Origin of the sequence: Haemophilus haemolyticus (assembly GCF_001008205.1) — a bacterium.
Taxonomy (GTDB): Bacteria; Pseudomonadota; Gammaproteobacteria; order Enterobacterales; family Pasteurellaceae; genus Haemophilus; species Haemophilus haemolyticus_Q.
The window spans coordinates 1-20,121 of record NZ_LCTK01000031.1; the positions used below are offsets into that span (position 1 = coordinate 1).

General features: G+C 36.3%; 17 protein-coding genes and 2 pseudogenes. 11 read left to right on the forward strand and 8 right to left on the reverse strand.

Annotation, left to right across the window (positions count from 1 at the left end):
- Positions 1 to 111: 111 nt before the first annotated feature.
- Positions 112 to 765 (reverse strand): DNA transformation protein TfoX, encoded by a 654-nt coding sequence (tfoX, locus tag AAX18_RS06740; RefSeq protein ID WP_080948131.1) that lies wholly within the window; start codon positions 763 to 765, stop codon positions 112 to 114.
- Between the two features lie 385 nt (positions 766 to 1,150).
- Between tfoX and recA the strand changes: the two genes are divergently transcribed.
- Both recA and recX read left to right on the forward strand, forming a co-directional pair.
- Positions 1,151 to 2,215, forward strand: a complete 1,065-nt coding sequence (gene recA, locus AAX18_RS06745; RefSeq protein WP_005636084.1) for a recombinase RecA — start codon at positions 1,151 to 1,153, stop codon at positions 2,213 to 2,215.
- An 80-nt stretch (positions 2,216 to 2,295) separates the two neighbouring features.
- Positions 2,296 to 2,754 carry a recombination regulator RecX gene (recX, locus tag AAX18_RS06750; RefSeq protein ID WP_046953369.1) on the forward strand — a complete coding sequence of 153 codons (459 nt, stop codon included), beginning with the start codon at positions 2,296 to 2,298 and terminating at the stop codon, positions 2,752 to 2,754.
- Here recX and crcB read toward each other — a convergent pair.
- The 4 genes from crcB to hcp form a co-directional block, all read right to left on the reverse strand.
- On the reverse strand, positions 2,751 to 3,137 hold the full coding sequence (gene crcB / locus AAX18_RS06755; protein ID WP_046953370.1) for a fluoride efflux transporter CrcB: 387 nt from the start codon (positions 3,135 to 3,137) through the stop codon (positions 2,751 to 2,753). The genes recX and crcB overlap by 4 nt on opposite strands.
- Positions 3,137 to 3,955 (reverse strand): Cof-type HAD-IIB family hydrolase, encoded by an 819-nt coding sequence (locus AAX18_RS06760; protein WP_046953371.1) that lies wholly within the window; start codon positions 3,953 to 3,955, stop codon positions 3,137 to 3,139. Before AAX18_RS06760 ends, crcB begins: the two co-directional genes overlap by 1 nt.
- 112 nt (positions 3,956 to 4,067) lie before the next feature.
- On the reverse strand, positions 4,068 to 5,090 hold the full coding sequence (gene hcr, locus AAX18_RS06765; RefSeq protein ID WP_046953372.1) for an NADH oxidoreductase: 1,023 nt from the start codon (positions 5,088 to 5,090) through the stop codon (positions 4,068 to 4,070).
- Positions 5,091 to 5,193: 103 nt separating this feature from the next.
- Positions 5,194 to 6,846 carry a hydroxylamine reductase gene (hcp, locus tag AAX18_RS06770; RefSeq protein ID WP_046953373.1) on the reverse strand — a complete coding sequence of 551 codons (1,653 nt, stop codon included), beginning with the start codon at positions 6,844 to 6,846 and terminating at the stop codon, positions 5,194 to 5,196.
- A 364-nt stretch (positions 6,847 to 7,210) separates the two neighbouring features.
- On the opposite strand from hcp, the gene AAX18_RS06775 reads away from it, so the two are divergent.
- From AAX18_RS06775 to cpdB, 8 genes and pseudogenes are all read left to right on the forward strand, one after another.
- Positions 7,211 to 8,215, forward strand: a complete 1,005-nt coding sequence (locus AAX18_RS06775; RefSeq protein ID WP_046953374.1) for an ornithine carbamoyltransferase — start codon at positions 7,211 to 7,213, stop codon at positions 8,213 to 8,215.
- A gap of 9 nt (positions 8,216 to 8,224) precedes the next feature.
- Complete coding sequence (arcC, locus tag AAX18_RS06780; RefSeq protein WP_046953375.1) at positions 8,225 to 9,157, forward strand: carbamate kinase; 933 nt, start codon at positions 8,225 to 8,227, stop codon at positions 9,155 to 9,157.
- 105 nt (positions 9,158 to 9,262) lie between these two features.
- Positions 9,263 to 10,792 carry a YfcC family protein gene (locus AAX18_RS06785; RefSeq protein WP_046953376.1) on the forward strand — a complete coding sequence of 510 codons (1,530 nt, stop codon included), beginning with the start codon at positions 9,263 to 9,265 and terminating at the stop codon, positions 10,790 to 10,792.
- An 89-nt stretch (positions 10,793 to 10,881) separates the two neighbouring features.
- Positions 10,882 to 11,349 (forward strand): Lrp/AsnC family transcriptional regulator, encoded by a 468-nt coding sequence (locus AAX18_RS06790; protein ID WP_046949263.1) that lies wholly within the window; start codon positions 10,882 to 10,884, stop codon positions 11,347 to 11,349.
- Positions 11,350 to 11,430: 81 nt separating this feature from the next.
- Positions 11,431 to 11,832, forward strand: a pseudogene (gene pepE / locus AAX18_RS06795) (dipeptidase PepE); the annotation flags it as partial.
- A pseudogene (gene dcuC / locus AAX18_RS08770) lies at positions 11,805 to 12,068 on the forward strand (C4-dicarboxylate transporter DcuC); the annotation flags it as partial. The pseudogenes pepE and dcuC, both read left to right, overlap by 28 nt.
- A 70-nt stretch (positions 12,069 to 12,138) precedes the next feature.
- Positions 12,139 to 13,410, forward strand: coding sequence for a M20 family metallo-hydrolase (locus AAX18_RS06800; protein ID WP_046953377.1), 1,272 nt, complete (start codon positions 12,139 to 12,141; stop codon positions 13,408 to 13,410).
- Positions 13,411 to 13,502: 92 nt separating this feature from the next.
- Positions 13,503 to 15,476 carry a 2',3'-cyclic-nucleotide 2'-phosphodiesterase gene (cpdB, locus tag AAX18_RS06805; RefSeq protein ID WP_046953378.1) on the forward strand — a complete coding sequence of 658 codons (1,974 nt, stop codon included), beginning with the start codon at positions 13,503 to 13,505 and terminating at the stop codon, positions 15,474 to 15,476.
- A 104-nt stretch (positions 15,477 to 15,580) separates the two neighbouring features.
- Here cpdB and AAX18_RS06810 read toward each other — a convergent pair whose 3' ends face one another.
- Both AAX18_RS06810 and AAX18_RS06815 read right to left on the reverse strand, forming a co-directional pair.
- Positions 15,581 to 15,973, reverse strand: a complete 393-nt coding sequence (locus AAX18_RS06810) for a MerR family transcriptional regulator (protein ID WP_046953379.1) — start codon at positions 15,971 to 15,973, stop codon at positions 15,581 to 15,583.
- Positions 15,974 to 15,997: 24 nt separating this feature from the next.
- Entirely contained in the window at positions 15,998 to 16,675 is a 678-nt protein-coding gene (locus AAX18_RS06815) for a cation diffusion facilitator family transporter (RefSeq protein ID WP_005657907.1), read from the reverse strand.
- 506 nt (positions 16,676 to 17,181) lie between these two features.
- Between AAX18_RS06815 and mnmG the strand changes: the two genes are divergently transcribed.
- Positions 17,182 to 19,071: a tRNA uridine-5-carboxymethylaminomethyl(34) synthesis enzyme MnmG gene (mnmG, locus tag AAX18_RS06820; protein ID WP_046953380.1), complete on the forward strand. Its 1,890-nt coding sequence runs from the start codon at positions 17,182 to 17,184 to the stop codon at positions 19,069 to 19,071.
- A gap of 67 nt (positions 19,072 to 19,138) precedes the next feature.
- On the opposite strand, the gene AAX18_RS06825 is transcribed toward mnmG, so the two are convergent.
- Positions 19,139 to 19,990, reverse strand: coding sequence for an SDR family oxidoreductase (locus tag AAX18_RS06825; protein ID WP_046953381.1), 852 nt, complete (start codon positions 19,988 to 19,990; stop codon positions 19,139 to 19,141).
- Between the last annotated feature and the right edge of the window lie 131 nt (positions 19,991 to 20,121).

Genomic DNA, 20,121 nt, shown 5'->3' on the forward strand with positions numbered 1-20,121 from the left:
TTGTAAACTTATATACTTCACAACAGTGCGTCGTTGTGTGCGGTGCATTATAGGGATTTTCAAAACCCTTGCAAGTACTTTTTGTAAAAAAAGTATTTAAATGAACAAATTTTATTCGTCATCTAATTTTCTATAACCTTTTAAACCATTCTTTCTCAAAACTTCGTTTAACTTCTTCAATAAACGCTCTTTTTCCGATTGACTTAAAAATTGACTATTTTTATTTTGCAAAGCACATACTAACTTCCAATAAAAATCTAAAGTTGCTCCACTTCCGCTTTTCTTTAATTCCACCAATGCATTTTCTGCACCAATTTCTCTTAGCATAGCAACATCAGCAATGCCAGCTTTTATTAGAGCTCTTTCGTGCTTGATTGTTAAATTGGGTAAATCCTTTAATCTATTTAGCTTTCTTAAAGTACGATCTAACTTCTGATCGCGAATTTGCTGAATAGAAAGAATAATCAACTTTCTACACAACATATTATTACGCATCACCTGCTCTGAAAGTGCGTAATATTGAGAAAGTACAAATCTCTTATTCAACTCATTTGTTGTAAATGGTTCACAACCTAATTTACTTAATTGAATAGCAAGTTCATCCTCACCACGTAGATAAAGTTTTTTATTCTGCCAAATGGCAAACATTGTCTCTTCCTTGTGAAACAAACCGTAACCTGTAAAAAGATTTTTAAAGGTTACATTTCCTACTAACTGATCTAATATAGAGCAAACATTATCTATATGCTCGTCTTTTATATTCATATAAATCTCCTATGAATAACAATTTTAAAGATGGTCAGTAGAAGTACTTCTGATTTGGTTTATATCATGAAGTTTTTAATCTGACTAAGAATAAATTTCAGATTTGTGAAGCTGATGTAAATTTGAAATTTATTTTTATGTAAACAATTGGTTTATATATAAATATACTATATTTAAAAATTTTCTTACCATTATGATGTTTTGTATATAATTCAACCTAACAATTCAATTAACAAGCTTTTATCCCCCTCTCATTTTAAGGTTTAGATCTGCTTTTTTTGGAATACAGATCCCATATTTTTCCAAATATGAATTTTTTTCTTGACCTGTACATCAATACAGATATAATCACAAAAAACTTGAACATTCAAACAGGAATTCACTTATGGCGACTAAAGAAGAAAAACAAAAAGCACTAGCTGCAGCATTAGGACAAATCGAAAAACAATTTGGTAAAGGCTCAATTATGAAGTTAGGTGATACCAAAACGTTGGATGTAGAATCTATTTCTACCGGATCACTTGGCTTAGATGTTGCACTAGGAATTGGTGGTTTACCTATGGGACGAATTGTAGAAATTTTCGGGCCTGAATCATCTGGTAAAACAACATTGACTCTTTCCGTCATTGCTCAAGCACAAAAAGCGGGAAAAACCTGTGCATTTATTGATGCAGAACACGCCCTTGATCCTATTTATGCAGCAAAACTTGGGGTGGATGTAAAAGAACTTTTTGTTTCTCAACCTGATAATGGTGAACAAGCGCTTGAAATCTGTGATGCATTAGTTCGATCTGGCGCAATTGATGTAATCATTGTAGACTCCGTTGCCGCACTGACACCAAAAGCTGAAATTGAAGGGGATATGGGTGATTCCCATATGGGGCTACAGGCTCGTTTAATGTCACAAGCTTTGCGTAAACTTACTGGCCAAATTAAAAATGCAAACTGTTTAGTTGTATTTATTAACCAAATCCGAATGAAAATAGGTGTGATGTTTGGTAACCCTGAAACCACCACTGGCGGTAATGCATTAAAATTCTATTCTTCTGTTCGCTTAGATATCCGTCGCACTGGTTCTGTAAAAGATGGCGAAAATATTATTGGAAATGAAACCCGCGTAAAAGTAGTAAAAAACAAACTAGCGGCACCATTCCGTCAAGTAGATTTCCAAATTCTTTATGGCGAAGGTATCTCAAAAGCAGGGGAATTATTAGAACTTGGTGTAAAACACAAGCTTGTAGAGAAATCAGGTGCATGGTATGCCTATAATGGAGAAAAAATTGGCCAAGGTAAAACTAACTCAATGAAATGGCTCAATGAAAATCCAGAAAAAGCTGATGAATTAGAAGCACGTTTACGCGCAGAATTAGTGGCTAATCCAGAACAAGCTTTAATGGCTGACATTGAACAATCTGAAAATAGTTCAGAATCAGAAAGTGATTTTGAATAAATCAAATCATCAACGCCAAAAGTGCGGTCATTTTTAACCGCACTTTATATCAATTCAATAAAAAATAAAGGAATCATTCCTTGTCATCCCTTGCTTTTAATTACATAGTTAATCTTCTTTCTCGCAGAGAATATAGTGAATTCGAGCTCCGCAATAAAATGCAGGAAAAGAACTTTTCGGAAGAAGAAATTGATGATGCATTATCTTTATGCCAGGCAAAAAATTGGCAAAGTGATCGTCGTTTTTCAGAAAATTATCTAAATTCACGCGTACAAAAAGGTTATGGTGTAGGAAGAATTCGACAAGAATTACTCCAATTAAAAGGTGTGTCTTCTGATATTATTGATGAAGTTTTAATGGAGTCAGAAATTGATTGGTATGAAATGGCTGAGAACTTGTTACGTAAAAAATTCCCAAATTACAACGAACAGCAAATGCCTAAAATGAAACAAAAAATTTGGCAATATATGCTATCACACGGATTTCGTAGCGATGAATTTGCTGATTTAATTGGGAAAAACCAAAGTGAATGGGATTAATTTAAAAGTTGAGAACAAATTTTATATATCCAAATGCCTAATGTTGTCATAGCTAAACATCCGAATAAATGCATAGCCAGTACACTAAATCCATTTAACCATTTATCATAAAAAAATAATTCCACAACTTCGGAAGAAAAAGAAGAAAATGTGGTTAGCGATCCTAAAAAACCGGTAATTAAAAATAACCGCCATTCAGAATTAATTTGTGGAAATTGCCAAAAAAGCCCAAGTAATACACCAATAATTAAGCAACCAAGCAAATTAGCGATTAAAGTTCCAAAAGCAAATGAGGAAAATAAAGGATTAAATAACAATCCTATAGCCCAACGCAATGACGCACCTAATATTGCACCACAACTTATGAATAATAATGCCTGCATTAATAATCTAATCCAAATTGGGTTCGCAAATAACGAGCGACTGATTCTTCTTTATTTGAGCCAATAACTTCTAACTCTAGACAAGCTTTTTTTAAACGAGCATCTGCATCTTGCATGATACATCCTTTACCAGACCAAGAAAGCATTTCTACATCATTCATTCCATCACCAAAAGCAATACAGTCTTTTAACTCATAGTCGCGTGATTCGAGTAAATGTTTTAATGCATCCCCTTTTGAAACATTCTTATTCATTACTTCCAAACAAGCTAATGCAGAATAAACAATTGTCGTTACGTCACCAAACTTATCTCGTAAATAAGTTTCTACTTCAACTAAATCCTCAGGAGTTTTACCAATAAAAAAGACTTTTTCTGTCTCACGTCCATGGTGTTTAGAGAAATCGACAACGTTATAATCAAATCCAGATTCTTTGTGGAACTGACGCATTGCAGGAATATCTTTATTAGTAAACCAACCTTCATCTTGATAGCTATTCATGCATACTTTAGAAGTATCAAATGGAGTTTTGTAAAGCTCGAGAACTAATTCTTCAGGCAAGCTGTTGCTATAAAGCAAATTACCTTGTAAATCCCGTACACGAGCACCATTTGATGTAATCATAACCGCACGTTCCGCACCAATTTTTCCAAGAATGGATGACACATCGGTATGGTTACGCCCCGTTGCTAAAATGATATCCACACCGTTTTGTTCTAATACTCTCAGCGTATCAATGGTAAGATCACCGACTAAATGTTCAGGAGTTAAAAGTGTGCCATCTAAATCAGACACCATTGCTCGAAAAGGTAAATTCATAAAAACCTCAAAAAATAATTTGCGGTTATCATATCACTAAATATACAAATTGCCCTTGTCTAAGATCAATGTATAAAAAACCGTAATAAAAATAACCGCACTTTATTAAGAATTAAGGCATTAAATCAACTGATATATTTCCTTTCATTTGACAGCAGCACGCTAAAACATAACCTTGTTTAATTTCATCTTCTGTCAGCGGTCCGTTTGAACTCACTTCATAATCCCCACTCACCACTAAAGTTTTACAAGAACCACAAATACCTTCTCTACAAGCTGCAATAATCGGTGCTTTATGTTCTTCCAAAGCAGCTAATAAGGTTTTTCCAACAGGTACAGAAAAAGTTTGAGGTACTGGATTAGTAATAGAAAGCGTCACTTGTTTACTATTATCTAACATACAATTTTCTGCTGAAGAATGAAATTGCTCTAAAAAGAAACGCTCAGATGGAATACCAAGGGATTCTGTCATCGCACGTAAATCATTCATATAACTCTCTGGGCCACAAGTCAGCACCGTATAATCAGCTATATTGGATACAAGGTCAGATAACATTTGACTATTTAAACGTCCAGCTATAAAGCCATCATCCGCATCAACAGAAGCATTAATAAATAATTTTAACTGTGGAAATTGTTCTTTCAGCAATGCCCATTCTCGTTTAAAAATAACATCTTTAGGCGAATGGACACTATAGAATACAACCACATCTACACTCGGTTTATTTTTTAATAACCAGCGCGTCATAGACATGATTGGCGTAACGCCACATCCACCAGCCACAAGCAAATATCGATCACTTACAATACGGGTACAGGTAAATTTACCCATTGGATCGGATAGCCAAATTTGATCACCTTCTTTAATTTCGGACGTAATCCAATTAGAACCAACTCCATTTTTAATACGGCGAACGGTTAAAGTAACAAAACGGCTCATTCCTGGCGTAGATGATAGCGTATAAGCTCGTACAATATTTGGTGTATTACGAATACTTACTAAAGCATACTGGCCGGGCTCATAGGGGTAAAAATCTTGTGCTATTAATTCAATTGTATAGACATCATCAGTTTCCTGATGAATAGCATGTACCTGCATTTCGTTATAACACAACGGATTCTGATTATTTGACATAGAATTTTCTCTCTGAAGATAGAAAAAAGTGCGGTGGATTTTTAAAATGTTTATAAAACGAATACTACAAATTAAAAAATCGACCGCACTTTTCTATGAAATGTTATTTAGCTAAAGCTTCTGCCATATCTTGTTCAGGCGTAGTCAAACCGCGCAAACCGAATTTTTCATTTAATAATGCCATCACATTATCATTTAAAAATGCTGGTGCAGTCGGCCCTGTATAGATATTTTTTACACCTAACGCCAATAAGGTAAGCAAAATAACAATAGCTTTTTGCTCAAACCAAGAAAGTACAAGTGTTAATGGCAATTCGTTAACGCCAATACCCAGTTTTTGTGAAAGATTTACAGCAAGCATTATCGCAGAATACGCATCATTACATTGCCCAACATCTAACAAACGAGGTAACCCATCAATAACGCCAAAATCCAATTTATTAAAACGATATTTACCACAACCTAAAGTTAAAATCGCACAATCTTCAGGTACTTGACGAGCAAAATCAGTGTAATAGCTACGTTCACCTTTGCTACCATCACAACCGCCCACTAAGAAAACATGACGTAATTTTCCACCAGCCACAAGATTAATGACTGCATCTGAAGCATCTAATAAAGTTTGACGACCAAACCCAACGGTAATTTTGTGTTCTAATTCATCATAAGGGAATCCTGCCATTTCTTGTGCTTTTGCGATAACTTGACTGAAATCACGATCTTCAATGTGCGTTACACCAGGCCAGCCCACAATACTACGGGTATAAATACGATCTGCGTAATTACCAACATTAGGATCAATAATACAGTTAGAAGTCATAATTACAGGACCAGGGAATTTAGCAAATTCTTTCTGCTGATTTTGCCAACCACTTCCATAGTTACCAACCAAATGGTTGTATTTTTTCAATTCAGGGTAACCATGCGCGGGCAACATTTCACCATGAGTGTAAATATTTATCCCTGTTCCTTCCGTTTGTTCTAAAAGTGCTTTTAAATCTTTTAAATCATGGCCAGAAATTAAAATACATTTTCCTGCTACAGGCTTCACATTTACCGTTGCTGGAACAGGATGACCAAATGCTTCTGTTTCACCCGCATCTAATAAACTCATTACTTGAAAATTCATATTACCGATGCCAAGCGCCTTTTCTAACAATTCATTTAGATCACTTGGATTCGTTCCTAGCCACGCCATAAACTCATGGAATTGACGATATACCTCATTATCAAATTTACCTAAAACATGGGCATGTTCCATATAAGCAGCCGCACCTTTTAAACCGTATAAACAAAGCATACGCACGCCATGTACTTCTTCCCCAATTAAAGTGCGGTCAGAATTTAGGGCAAAATTTGCAGCTTGTTTTGTTAAATAAGAAATCGTTTCACCTTCAAGCTGTAAATGAGCTAATGGATGGTTTATATCAATACTTGGATTTAGTGTACGGCAGCGTTTCATTAAATTATCGCGATAAGCTATGGCTTGTTGCGCATATTCAACAATACGTTGAGAATCAAAGTTTACATTAGTCAAGGTAGAGAAAAATGCCTGTGCCGTAAAAGCATCAATTTCATTATCGACAATAGCTAAATCTCTCGCTTGAATAGCCCAAGCTGATAAGCTTTGCAGAGTTGCAATAAGAAGATCTTGTAAATCAGAAGTTTCCGCAGTTTTACCGCACATTCCTTGAGAGTAACTACAACCATTACCCATCGGAGTACGCATGGTTTGTTCACATTGTACACAGTACATAATTAAGTCCTTTTGTTAGAATAGAAAGTTTCGTTATAAACCCGATAAAATCACTCAGATTTATAAAAAAAATGATAAAACCTTTTTTCTACTAGATACAAAAGGAAATTTTAATTAATTAGAACTTGTTTGATCTAGATTAAGCTAATACCAATAATGAATTGATTTTCTAGTTTAGAAAAACATAAATTCTAATAACACTAAAAACCTCGCAATAAAATTCGATATCTTTACATTACCAGCTGAAATACGATAACAAATTTCATTTTATCTCTCTTACAATACAATTGTTCGAACAACAAGCAGTATCATCGAATGATGTATGTTTATTCCCAATGGATAGTCAAAACACAAGGAGATTATTATGGCTTTCAATATGAAAAATAGACATTTACTTAGTCTTGTTCATCACACAGAACGAGAAATTAAATATCTCTTAGATCTCTCTAGAGATTTGAAACGAGCCAAATATGCAGGCACAGAACAACAAAAATTAAAAGGCAAAAATATCGCGCTCATCTTTGAAAAAACCTCCACCCGCACACGCTGTGCATTCGAAGTCGCCGCTCATGACCAAGGCGCACAAGTCACCTACATCGACCCTAACTCCTCCCAAATTGGCCACAAAGAAAGTATGAAAGATACCGCACGCGTATTAGGCAGAATGTATGATGGCATTGAATATCGTGGCTTTAAACAAAGTATCGTTCAAGAACTTGCTGATTATGCTGGTGTGCCAGTATTCAATGGTTTAACCGATGAATTCCACCCAACACAAATGCTTGCCGACGTACTTACCATGATTGAACATTGCGACAAACCATTAAGCGAAATTAGCTATGTATATATTGGGGATGCTCGCAATAACATGGGTAATTCACTTTTATTAATTGGTGCAAAATTAGGTATGGATGTGCGGATTTGTGGACCTAAAGCATTATTACCAGAAGCAAGCCTTGTTGAAATGTGCGAAAAATTTGCGAAAGAAAGTGGCGCTCGTATTACCGTAACTGAAGATATCGACAAAGCGGTGAAAGGTGTTGATTTTGTTCATACTGATGTATGGGTTTCAATGGGTGAACCATTAGAAACTTGGGGCGAACGCATTAAATTATTACTTCCTTATCAAGTCACACCTGAATTAATGAAACTCACAGGTAATCCAAAAGTGAAATTTATGCACTGCTTACCAGCCTTCCATAACAGTGAAACCAAAGTTGGCCGTCAAATTGCTGAAAAATATCCTGAATTAACGAATGGTATTGAAGTGACTGAAGACGTATTTGAATCTCCAATGAACATTGCATTTGAACAAGCAGAAAACCGTATGCACACAATTAAAGCAGTCATGGTAGCAAGTTTGGCATAAGGAGAGCGTATGAGAATAGTTATTGCATTAGGCGGTAATGCGTTATTACGACGCGGAGAGCCGCTGACAGCCGAAAATCAACGACAAAATGTTCGCATTGCTTGTGAGCAAATTGCTAAGGTTTGGCCAAATAATGAATTAGTAATTGCGCACGGTAATGGCCCACAAGTGGGTTTGCTCGCCCTACAAGGTGCTGCCTATACTGATGTACCAACCTATCCTTTAGATGTATTAGGTGCAGAATCAGTAGGAATGATTGGTTATATGATTCAACAAGAACTCGGTAATTTAGTTCCATTTGAAGTGCCATTTGCAACTTTATTATCTCAAGTAGAAGTTGATATCAACGACCCAGCTTTTAAAAATCCAACTAAACCAATTGGCCCTGTTTATACAAAAGAAGAAGCTGAACGTTTGGCAAAAGAAAAAAATTGGTCTATTGCACAAGATGGTGATAAATATCGTCGCGTTGTGCCAAGTCCATTGCCAAAACGTATTTTTGAAATCCGTCCAGTCAAATGGTTGCTTGAAAAAGGCAGTATCGTAATTTGTGCGGGTGGCGGCGGTATCCCGACCTATTATGATGAAAACCATAATTTACAAGGTGTTGAAGCCGTTATCGACAAAGATTTATGTTCAGCTTTACTTGCAGAAAATCTTGATGCGGATTTATTTATCATTGCAACTGACGTTTCCGCAACTTTCGTAGATTGGGGTAAACCAACTCAAAAAGCAATTTCTGTCGCATCACCAGAAGCCATTTCAGAACTTGGTTTCGCTGCAGGTTCCATGGGGCCGAAAGTACAAGCCGCAATCAACTTTGCGAAACAAACAGGAAAAGATGCAGTAATAGGCTCTTTATCTGATATTGTGGACATTGTGAAAGGAAAAGCTGGTACTCGTATTACGAAAAAAGCTGAAGGCATATCCTATTATGCTTAAATAATAAAAGAACTTTGAGAAATCATTCTCAAAGTAAAAAGTGCGGTCGGTTTAACCGATGTTTTTACCAACCGCACTTTAAACGTTAAACATAAGGAGCTCGCTATGGATGCGTCCAAAAAGAAGAAAACGTTTAATTTCCCATCAGCGTTTACCATTTTATTTGCAATATTAATTCTCGCTGTTGGATTGACCTGGGTTATTCCATCCGGTTCATATTCAAAATTAACATATAACTCTACCGATAATGTTTTTGTCGTCAAAGCTTACGGCGTTGATGATAAAACTTATCCCGCCACAACTGACACTCTTGATAATCTCAATATCAAAATTAAACTTTCCAATTTCACCGAAGGCGTGATCAAAAAACCAATCGCGATTCCTGGTACTTATCAACGTGTAGAACAACACCACAAAGGTATTGAAGACATTACCAAAAGTATGGTGGAAGGAACTATCGAAGCCGTTGATGTCATGGTCTTTATCTTCGTATTAGGGGGTATGATTGGTGTCATTAACCGTACTGGTTCTTTTAATGCTGGGTTGATGGCTCTCGCAAAGAAAACTAAAGGTAATGAGTTTTTTATTGTATTCAGCGTATCCGTCTTAATGGTGTTAGGCGGAACAACATGCGGTATTGAAGAAGAAGCAGTGGCATTCTATCCGATTCTGGTGCCAGTATTCTTGGCTCTGGGATATGATGCGATAGTCTGCGTAGGGGCAATATTCCTTGCTTCATCTATGGGAACTGCATTCTCTACAATTAACCCATTCTCCGTTGTTATCGCATCAAATGCAGCTGGTATTCAATTTACTGAAGGTATTGGTTTCCGTGCTCTAGGTTTAGCTTTAGGCGCAACTTGCGTAATCGCATATCTTTATTGGTACTGTAAAAAAATCAAAGCTGACCCAAGTTTTTCTTTCACTTACGACGATCGCGAAGAATTTCGCCAACGTTATATGAAAAACTTTGATCCAAATGCAACTATCGCATTCTCAGTTCGTCGCAAATTAATCTTAACGCTTTTCTGTATTGCATTCCCTATTATGATTTGGGGTGTAATGGTGGGCGGATGGTGGTTCCCTCAAATGGCTGCATCTTTCCTTGCCATTACTATCATCATTATGTTTATCAGTGGCTTGTCTGAAAAAGATATCGTGGAATCCTTCACTGAAGGTGCATCAGAATTAGTAGGCGTGTCCTTAATCATTGGTCTTGCTCGTGGCGTAAACTTAGTGCTCGAACAAGGTATGATTTCTGATACTATCCTCGATTATATGTCTAATGTGGTTAGCGGTATGCCGGGTAGCATATTTATCTTAGGTCAATTAGTCGTATTTATTTTCCTAGGTTTAATAGTGCCGTCTTCTTCAGGCTTAGCCGTACTTTCAATGCCAATTATGGCACCACTTGCTGACTCAGTGGGTATTCCACGTGATATCGTGGTTTCCGCTTATAACTGGGGACAATATGCAATGCTATTCTTAGCTCCAACAGGATTAGTATTGGTGACACTCCAAATGTTGCATATTCCATTTGATAGATGGGTTAAATTCGTGATGCCGATGATTGGATGCTTATTACTAATCGGATCTATTTTACTGGTAGTACAAGTATCCTTATATAGCGTTTAATTAGTCAAATTGCCGCCTAGATCACAGTTTTTCTAGGCGGTTTCTTTTATACTAAGTTATCTTTTTTGTTAGCATAAAAAGGATTTACTATGCTTAAAAAACGCTTTGATAATATTGATACCCGTATTCTTAAAGCATTGCAACGCAATGGTCGATTACAAAATAATGAACTTGCCAACGAAATAGGGCTTTCAAATTCAGCTTGCTTACGCCGAGTAAATCAACTGGAAGAAAGCGGCGTAATTGATAGTTATGTTGCCTTATTGAATCCCAAGAAAGTAAATTGTAATCTTATCGTTTATGCATTAGGTTCTTTCTTTGAAGAAGATCCAGAATTAAAAGAGCGGTTTATTTTTGAAGTAAAATTAATCCCACAGATCATCGAATGTCATTTTATGGCAGGAACTTTCGATTTTCTTCTGAAACTTTGTGTATCAGATTTAGAAGAATTTAACCACATTAAAACCACCTATCTTAATTCTAGGCTTGGTATTAAAACCTTAAAATCAGAAGTAACACTAAAAACGGTTAAATCAACAACTGAATTACCTTTATAAAAATCCAGCTTTTATGCTGGATTTTGTTTTTAGCTTCGACATAATAGCAATAACTTTTCATCCCTAAAAAGGATTATAAATATGAAAAACATGTTACTGCTCAGTAGCTCAAAATACAAGAACACAGGTTATCTTGAACACACCATACCTTGGTTACAAAATTTCTTGGCTGATTATCGTGGTAAAACTATTGCTTTTGTGCCTTATGCTGGGGTACGCCGCACTTTTGATGAATATGAAAAAACTGTGCAAAATGCACTTTCTGATTTAGGGATGAATATTGTTTCCGTTCATCATGGTAAACAGCATCGAGATATTATTGAACAAGCAGATGTCATCGCTATTGGCGGCGGGAATACATTTTGTTTGTTAAAACAGCTTTATGAACACAATTTGATTGATATCATTCGTGAAAAAGTAAATAACGGTACGCCTTATTTTGGTTGGAGTGCTGGGGCCAATTTACAGGCTCTGGCGATGCTGCAGCGATTGCCTTTAATAGTGCTGTCACACCACATGCTGTAGAACTCGGTTACACTCACGTGAATCTTGGTATGGCAGCAGCCATTGCAGGTGCAATCGGTCGTACAGCTTCACCAATTGCAGGCGTAACCATTGTTTGTTCAGGCCTTGCGATGGTAAGCCCAGTAGAAATGGTAAAACGTACCGCACCAGGCATGATACTTGCTGTTTTATTCTTAGCATTATTTATGTTGTAAAAATAGTAAAAAATTGACCGCACTTTATTTAAGTGCGGTCTGTTTTTATAGACTTTTAGAGGAAGAAAAAATGAACTTAGATTTAAATCAACTTGTTAAATGGCGTCGTGAATTTCATCGTTTTCCAGAAATTGGTTGGAGTGAATTTTGGACAACTTCTCGCATTGCGGATTACTTGGAAGACTTAGGTTGTTTTGAAATTTTTCTTGGCAAACAAATTATAAATCCGGACTTTGTTCGTGGACGAAAACAAGCTGTAGTAGATAAAGGTTTAGCTAATGCAAAAGCCTATGGAGCGAATGAAAAATGGCTCAAAAAAATGGAAGGGTACACTGGTTGTGTGGCATTATTTGATTCAGGCAAACCAGGAAAAACTATTGCATTACGTTTTGACATAGACTGTGTGAATGTAACGGAAACTCGCTCACTAGAGCATATTCCAAATAAAGAAGGTTTTGCCTCAATTAACGATGGATTTATGCATGCTTGTGGACATGATTCACATATTACAATAGGTTTAGGCGTTGCATTATGGATCGCTCAGAACAAAGATAAACTCACTGGAAAAATAAAAATTGTATTCCAACCAGCAGAAGAAGGTGTTCGTGGTGCAGCAGCCATTGCACAAAGTGGCATAATTGATGATGCAGATTATTTTGCTTCTTCACACATTAGTTTTTGCGCGAATACAGGCACAGTTATTGCTAATCCAAGAAATTTTCTTTCCACCACAAAAATTGATATTCGCTATAAAGGTAAACCTGCACACGCAGGTGCTGCGCCCCATTTAGGTCGTAATGCCTTATTAGCTGCAGCGCATACAGTCACTCAACTTCATGGTATTGCACGCCATGGTGAAGGCATGACAAGAATTAATGTAGGTGTGCTAAAAGCGGGTGAAGGACGAAACGTCATTCCATCTTCTGCTGAATTACAATTAGAAGTTAGGGGAGAAAATAAAGCAATTAATGAATACATGACTGAACAAGTCATGCAAATAGCCAAAGGTATCTCCATAAGTTTTGATGTCGCATATGAAACTGAAATTGTAGGTGAAGCAGTGGATATGAATAATGATATTGAACTTATAAAACTCATCGAAGAAATATCTCTTGAACAACCACAAATAAATAACGTAAATTCAGATTATGCTTTCAATGCAAGTGAAGATGCGACTATTTTAGGTAGACGTGTACAAGAACACGGGGGTAAAGCCATTTACTTTATTCTTGGTGCAGACCGCACAGCAGGTCATCATGAAGCTGAATTTGATTTCGATGAAAATCAATTGCTTACTGGAGTTAATATTTATACTTCTTTAGTACAAAGATTATTAGCTTAATTAAATAAAAATATTTTTACTCCTTTCTTTTAAGAATCCGCTATTTTTCTTAGAATAAAGGCAATATCTACCCACCTTATAAGGAAAACTCAATGATTAATAGACGTCATTTTATTCAAATCGGTGCAAGCAGTATTCTTGCATTAAGTGCAAGCCGTTTTGCGACAGCAAAAGATAAACATGATGTAGATTTACGTATTGTTGCTACTACTGACGTTCATAGTTTCTTAACAGACTTTGATTATTACAAAGACGCACCAACCGAGAAATTCGGTTTTACTCGTGCAGCAAGCCTTATTCGTCAAGCACGTGCTGAAGTAAAAAATAGCGTATTGGTTGATAACGGGGATTTAATTCAAGGTAACCCTATTGCTGATTATCAAGCTGCACAAGGCTATAAAGAGGGCAAATCTAACCCTGCGGTTGATTGCTTAAATGCTATGCACTATGAAGTAGGAACTTTAGGTAACCACGAGTTTAACTATGGTTTAGATTATTTAGCTGACTGTATCAAACAAGCTAAATTCCCAATTGTAAATGCGAACGTAGTAAAAGTCGGAACTGAAGAACCTTATTTCACACCTTATGTCATTCAAGAAAAATCAGTTGTTGATAATCAAGGTAAAACACATAAATTAAAAATTGGTTACATCGGTTTTGTGCCACCGCAAATTATGGTTTGGGATAAAGCGAACCTTCAAGGTAAAGTTGAAACCCGTGATATTGTAAAAACAGCACAAAAATATGTACCTGAAATGAAGAAAAAAGGGGCTGATATTGTCGTTGCATTAGCTCACACAGGTCCATCTGATGAACCTTATCAAGAAGGTGCTGAAAACTCAGCATTCTATCTAGCTAATGTACCACACATTGACGCCGTCATTTTTGGTCACTCACACCGTTTATTCCCAAATAAAGAATTTGCGAAATCACCAAATGCAGACATCGTAAATGGTACAGTAAAAGGTGTACCGGAAAGTATGGCTGGTTACTGGGCAAATAATATCAGTGTGGTAGATTTAGGATTAACAGAACACAAAGGCAAATGGATTGTTACCTCTGGAAAAGCGGTTCTTCGTCCAATCTATGATGCAGAAAATAAAAAAGCGCTTGCAGAAAATGACCCAGAAATTACCGCACTTTTAAAACCAGTTCACGAAGCGACACGTAAATTTGTTTCTCAGCCTATTGGTAAAGCAACAGATAATATGTACAGCTATCTTGCATTAGTACAAGATGATCCAACCATCCAAATCGTGAACCAAGCACAAAAAGCGTATGTAGAAAAAGTTGCACCAAGTGTTGCAGCAATGGCTGGCTTACCTATTTTAAGTGCGGGCGCACCATTTAAAGCAGGTGGTCGTAAAAATGACCCTACAGGCTATACCGAAGTAAATAAAGGTGAATTAACTTTCCGTAATGCGGCAGACTTATATCTCTATCCAAATACATTAGTGGTGGTTAAAGTAACAGGCGAACAATTAAAAGAATGGTTAGAATGTAGTGCTGGTATGTTTAAACAAATTGACCCTACAAGTGATAAAACACAATCATTAATAGACTGGGAAGGTTTCCGCACTTATAACTTTGATGTGATTGATGGTGTTAATTATGAATACGATCTAACTAAACCTGCTCGTTATGATGGCGAATGTAAATTAATTAACCCAGAATCACATCGTGTAGTGAACCTCACCTATCAAGGCAAACCAGTTGATCCAAAAGCAGAATTTTTAATTGCAACCAATAACTATCGTGCTTACGGTAATAAATTCCCAGGCACTGGCGATCAACATATTGTTTACGCATCACCAGATGAAAACCGTCAAATTTTAGCTGATTACATTAAAGTAACTAGTGAAAAAGAAGGTTCTGTAAACCCTAGTGCGGATAAAAACTGGCGTTTTGTGCCTATCACAGGTAACGATAAATTAGATGTCCGTTTTGAAACCTCACCAAGCGAACAAGCCGCTCAATTCATCAAAGAAAAAGCACAGTATTCAATGAAACAAGTGGGTACAGATGAAGTTGGATTTGCTGTATATCAAATTGATTTATCTAAATAATAATTAGAAAAATAAAATGCCGCCTGAATATCAAAATTTAGACGGCATTTTTTCTTCTAAAGTGCGGTCAAATTTCTGAGTATTTTTAATCTACCTTCTTTCTTTTACAAATTGCATTCGCTTTTCAATCCTTCTATTGCTTTACATTCCTCTTCATTATGTTCACTTTCGGTAACAATAGATTGTAAAAAAGCTTTAATTTCTAATAATTGAAATATTTTATTTTCTACTTGAATAAGTTGATTAAGTACTAATTGATCTGCTTGATAATGATCTTTCGTACTAAATCTAATACGATTGAGTTCCCGAATATTCTCTAAAGAGAAGCCCAACATTCGACATTTTTTAATAAAGTTTAATTGCTCTATACTCTCTTCATCATAAAATCGATAACCATTAGCCAATCGCTTAGGTGGAGGTAATACTCCTTGTTTCTCATAGTAGCGAATAGTTTCAATATTAGTATGTGTAGATTTACTTAATTCATTAATTTTCATTATTTCCTCAAGCAATTTTTTACTTTAATGAGAATGATCATTCGGCAATGAATTGTCATCGCTACTATATAAGGATTTAATAGCTTGAAAAACTGTAGAAATACCGCTTTGTAATACAAAAATACTTAAGATACCACTAGCAACTACATCAACCCACTGCCAATTTAACCACCAAGCACTTATTCCTGCAATAATAGCAACAACCGAACCAAATAAATCTACTAAAACATGCAAATATGCTGCACGAATATTCAAATTATGGCGATTACTTTTTAGCATTATAAAAGCTACTAACAAATTAATCCCAAACCCTAGTAAAGCTACACCTAACATTGGCAAAGCGGCTATTTCTATCGGAGCCTGCCAACGTGTTACAGCCTCAATAAAAATCCAAATAGCGACCCAAACTAATGAAATTCCATTGATTAAAGCTAACCATTTTTGCCATTTTAGACTTAAAAATAACCCAATCCATGCTAAAAAAATAGATAAACTATCATTTGCCATATGCCCAGCATCAGCCATCAAAGTAAGGCTGTTAAACCAATATCCCCCTAGAAATTCAACAACCATATAAAAGGTAATAATTGCAAAACTGATGCCTAATACCATTTTATTTTTAGAAATTTGACTATGAGGGCAAGATGCATGCTGCTGATATTCTTTAGGAGTATAATTTTTTACTAGAGAAACTTCTTTCATTTTATTTCCTTAACTATTTGATTTGAAAGAAGCATAAAACCTGTAGTAACTACAAAGTCAAATCATAAAACTTACATTTAATAAAATTAATTATTTAAAAAAAGCTAAATTATAGAGATTTCAATAAAAATTCATTTTTATCTGTGGATAACTCATAAATAATCTGTCATAAAACTGTTTTTACTCACTTGGTAACTTTGAGAAAAAATAAAGTTGTTAATAACTTTCCATTTTACACACAAGATTTTTAAAGAAAATGATCGCATTTTCACAAGATCTTTAGATTCTATAACACCTGTTTCCATAAGGATCGAATAAGGTTACTCACAACCGCAAAGGATCTTAATAGTAACAATAATAAGATCTTTATATATAAAAAGAGATCTTATTTACTAATACAAACGTGATCTTTCAAAGGATCAATAGATCCATTCTTTTTTTGTCAGGTGTTTTAAATTTCTGTAAAATAACGCCAATTTTTTGATCCGAATAATATAGAGATAGATATGTTTTACACTGAAACTTATGATGTGATTGTGATCGGTGGTGGTCATGCGGGTACAGAAGCCGCGCTTGCACCAGCTCGAATGGGATTAAAAACCCTTTTATTAACACATAATGTAGATACTTTAGGGCAAATGTCTTGTAACCCTGCAATTGGTGGGATCGGTAAAGGTCATTTAGTAAAAGAAGTAGATGCAATGGGCGGTTTAATGGCGCATGCTGCAGATAAAGCAGGGATTCAATTTCGTACTTTAAATAGCAGTAAAGGTCCAGCAGTGCGTGCTACTCGAGCTCAAGCTGACAGAGTTTTATATCGTCAAGCTGTTCGTACTACATTAGAAAATCAACCCAATTTAGATATTTTCCAACAAGAAGCAACAGATATTCTGATTGAGCAAGATCGAGTTACAGGCGTTAGCACAAAAATGGGATTAACTTTTCGTGCTAAATCAGCGGTATTAACTGCAGGTACTTTCTTAGCTGGTAAAATTCATATTGGTTTGGAAAATTATGAAGGTGGTCGAGCAGGGGATCCTGCTTCTGTAAATCTTTCACATCGATTAAGAGATCTTGGATTACGTGTAGATCGCCTTAAAACAGGTACACCACCACGTATTGATGCACGTACGATCAATTTTGATGTATTAGCTAAACAACATGGTGATGCTGTTTTACCCGTGTTTTCTTTTATGGGATCAGTTGAAGATCACCCTCAACAAATTCCTTGTTATATAACCCATACTAATGAACAAACTCATGAAGTAATCCGTAATAATTTGGATCGCAGTCCAATGTATACCGGTGTGATTGAAGGGATCGGGCCACGTTATTGCCCATCTATTGAAGATAAAGTAATGCGTTTTTCGGATCGTAATTCACATCAAATTTATTTGGAACCAGAAGGCTTAACCAGTAACGAAGTGTATCCAAACGGGATCTCTACCAGTTTGCCGTTTGACGTGCAAATGGGCATTGTGAATTCTATGAAAGGTTTGGAAAAAGCTCGCATCATTAAACCAGGTTATGCCATTGAATATGATTATTTTGATCCACGCGATTTAAAACCAACATTAGAAACTAAAGCTATTTCTGGTTTATTTTTTGCGGGTCAAATTAACGGTACAACAGGTTATGAAGAGGCGGCGGCACAAGGCTTATTGGCGGGGATTAACGCAGGTCTTTACGTACAAGAAAAAGAGGCATGGTATCCACGTCGTGATCAATCTTATACAGGCGTATTGGTGGATGACCTTTGTACACTTGGTACCAAAGAACCATATCGCGTATTTACTTCTCGTGCAGAATACCGTTTGTTATTACGTGAAGATAATGCGGATATTCGTTTAACGCCAATAGCCCATGAATTAGGTTTGATTGATGAGGCTCGTTGGGCACGCTTTAATCAAAAAATGGAAAATATTGAACAAGAACGCCAACGTTTACGTAGCATTTGGTTGCATCCGCGTTCTGAATATTTAGAAGAAGCGAATAAAGTGCTTGGTAGCCCACTTGTGCGTGAAGCCAGCGGTGAAGATTTATTGCGCCGTCCAGAAATGACCTACGATATTTTGACTTCTTTAACGCCATACAAACCAGCAATGGAAGATAGAGAAGCCGTAGAACAAGTGGAAATTGCTATTAAGTATCAAGGCTATATTGAGCATCAACAAGAAGAAATTGAAAAACAAAAACGTCACGAAAATACAGCTATCCCGGCTAACTTTGATTACAGCAAAGTGTCTGGTTTATCTAATGAAGTACGTGCGAAATTGGAACAGCATCGTCCAGTTTCCATTGGCCAAGCGAGCCGAATTTCAGGTGTTACCCCTGCAGCGATTTCAATTATCCTAGTGAATTTGAAAAAACAAGGCATGCTAAAACGTGGAGAATAATGTTTAGAAATGAAAAGTGCGGTTAATTTTGACCGCACTTTTTTATAGATTAATTTAAAAAATATAATTAATGGGCAAGAGCCTGTTTTACCGCCACATCCAATCCAGCTGTTGTGCGACCTAGTAATTTCTCAAGGGTTTTGTCTTCTGAGAATAATGCACCGTTTGACGCATCTACATCCCATTGAGCAATTAATCCTGCAAAGCCTTCATCTAATCCTGCTTGTACAAGTGCTGCGGCATAATCTGCTGCAGGAATATCCACGTAAGGGATATCTTTACCTGTTTGTTTGCTGATTTCTGCTGCAAGGTCAGCTAATGTCCAGCTGGTTGACCCGGCAAGCTCGTAAGTTTGATTTTCATGCCCTTTACTTAATGCAACGTTTACTGCTGCTTCAGCAAGTTCTGCACGGAGTACAGACGAAATTTTGCCGTTTTTTGCTGAACCATAGAAATCATTGTTTGCTAATGCAGCTGAGACTGATTCAGTGTAGTTTTCGGTGTACCAACTATTGCGTAAAATGGTGTAAGTAATGCCCGAAGCTTTTAATGCGGCTTCAGTTTCAACGTGCTCACCGGCAAGAGATTTCACTGTGTTGTCGTTGGTGGCACCGAGTAAGCTGGTGTAGATAATATGTTTCACGCCTGCTTTTTTCGCTGATTCAATCACGTTGTTGTGTTGTACTGCTCGCTGACCGACTTCATTACTTGAAACAAGAATTAAAGTATCTACGCCTTGTAATGCTTCTACTTGACCTTCTGTTTTTGAATAATCAAATTTGCGGGTTTCTACACCTGAAATTTTTGCAGGATTACGTACAAGCGCGATGACGTTTGCGTGTTTTGCTTTTAATAAGTCTAATGCGATTGCGCCAAATTGACCTGTTGCACCAGTAATTGCGATAGTTTTAGTTGTCATGATGTTTTCCTTCTTGTTAAGTTGAAATGATATTTGAACATTTGATTGTTCGCTTGATGTGGCGTATTATATTTCAATACTTACTTTTGAGAAGTACTTACATAAACGTAAGTTTTGGAATTTTTTTAAAA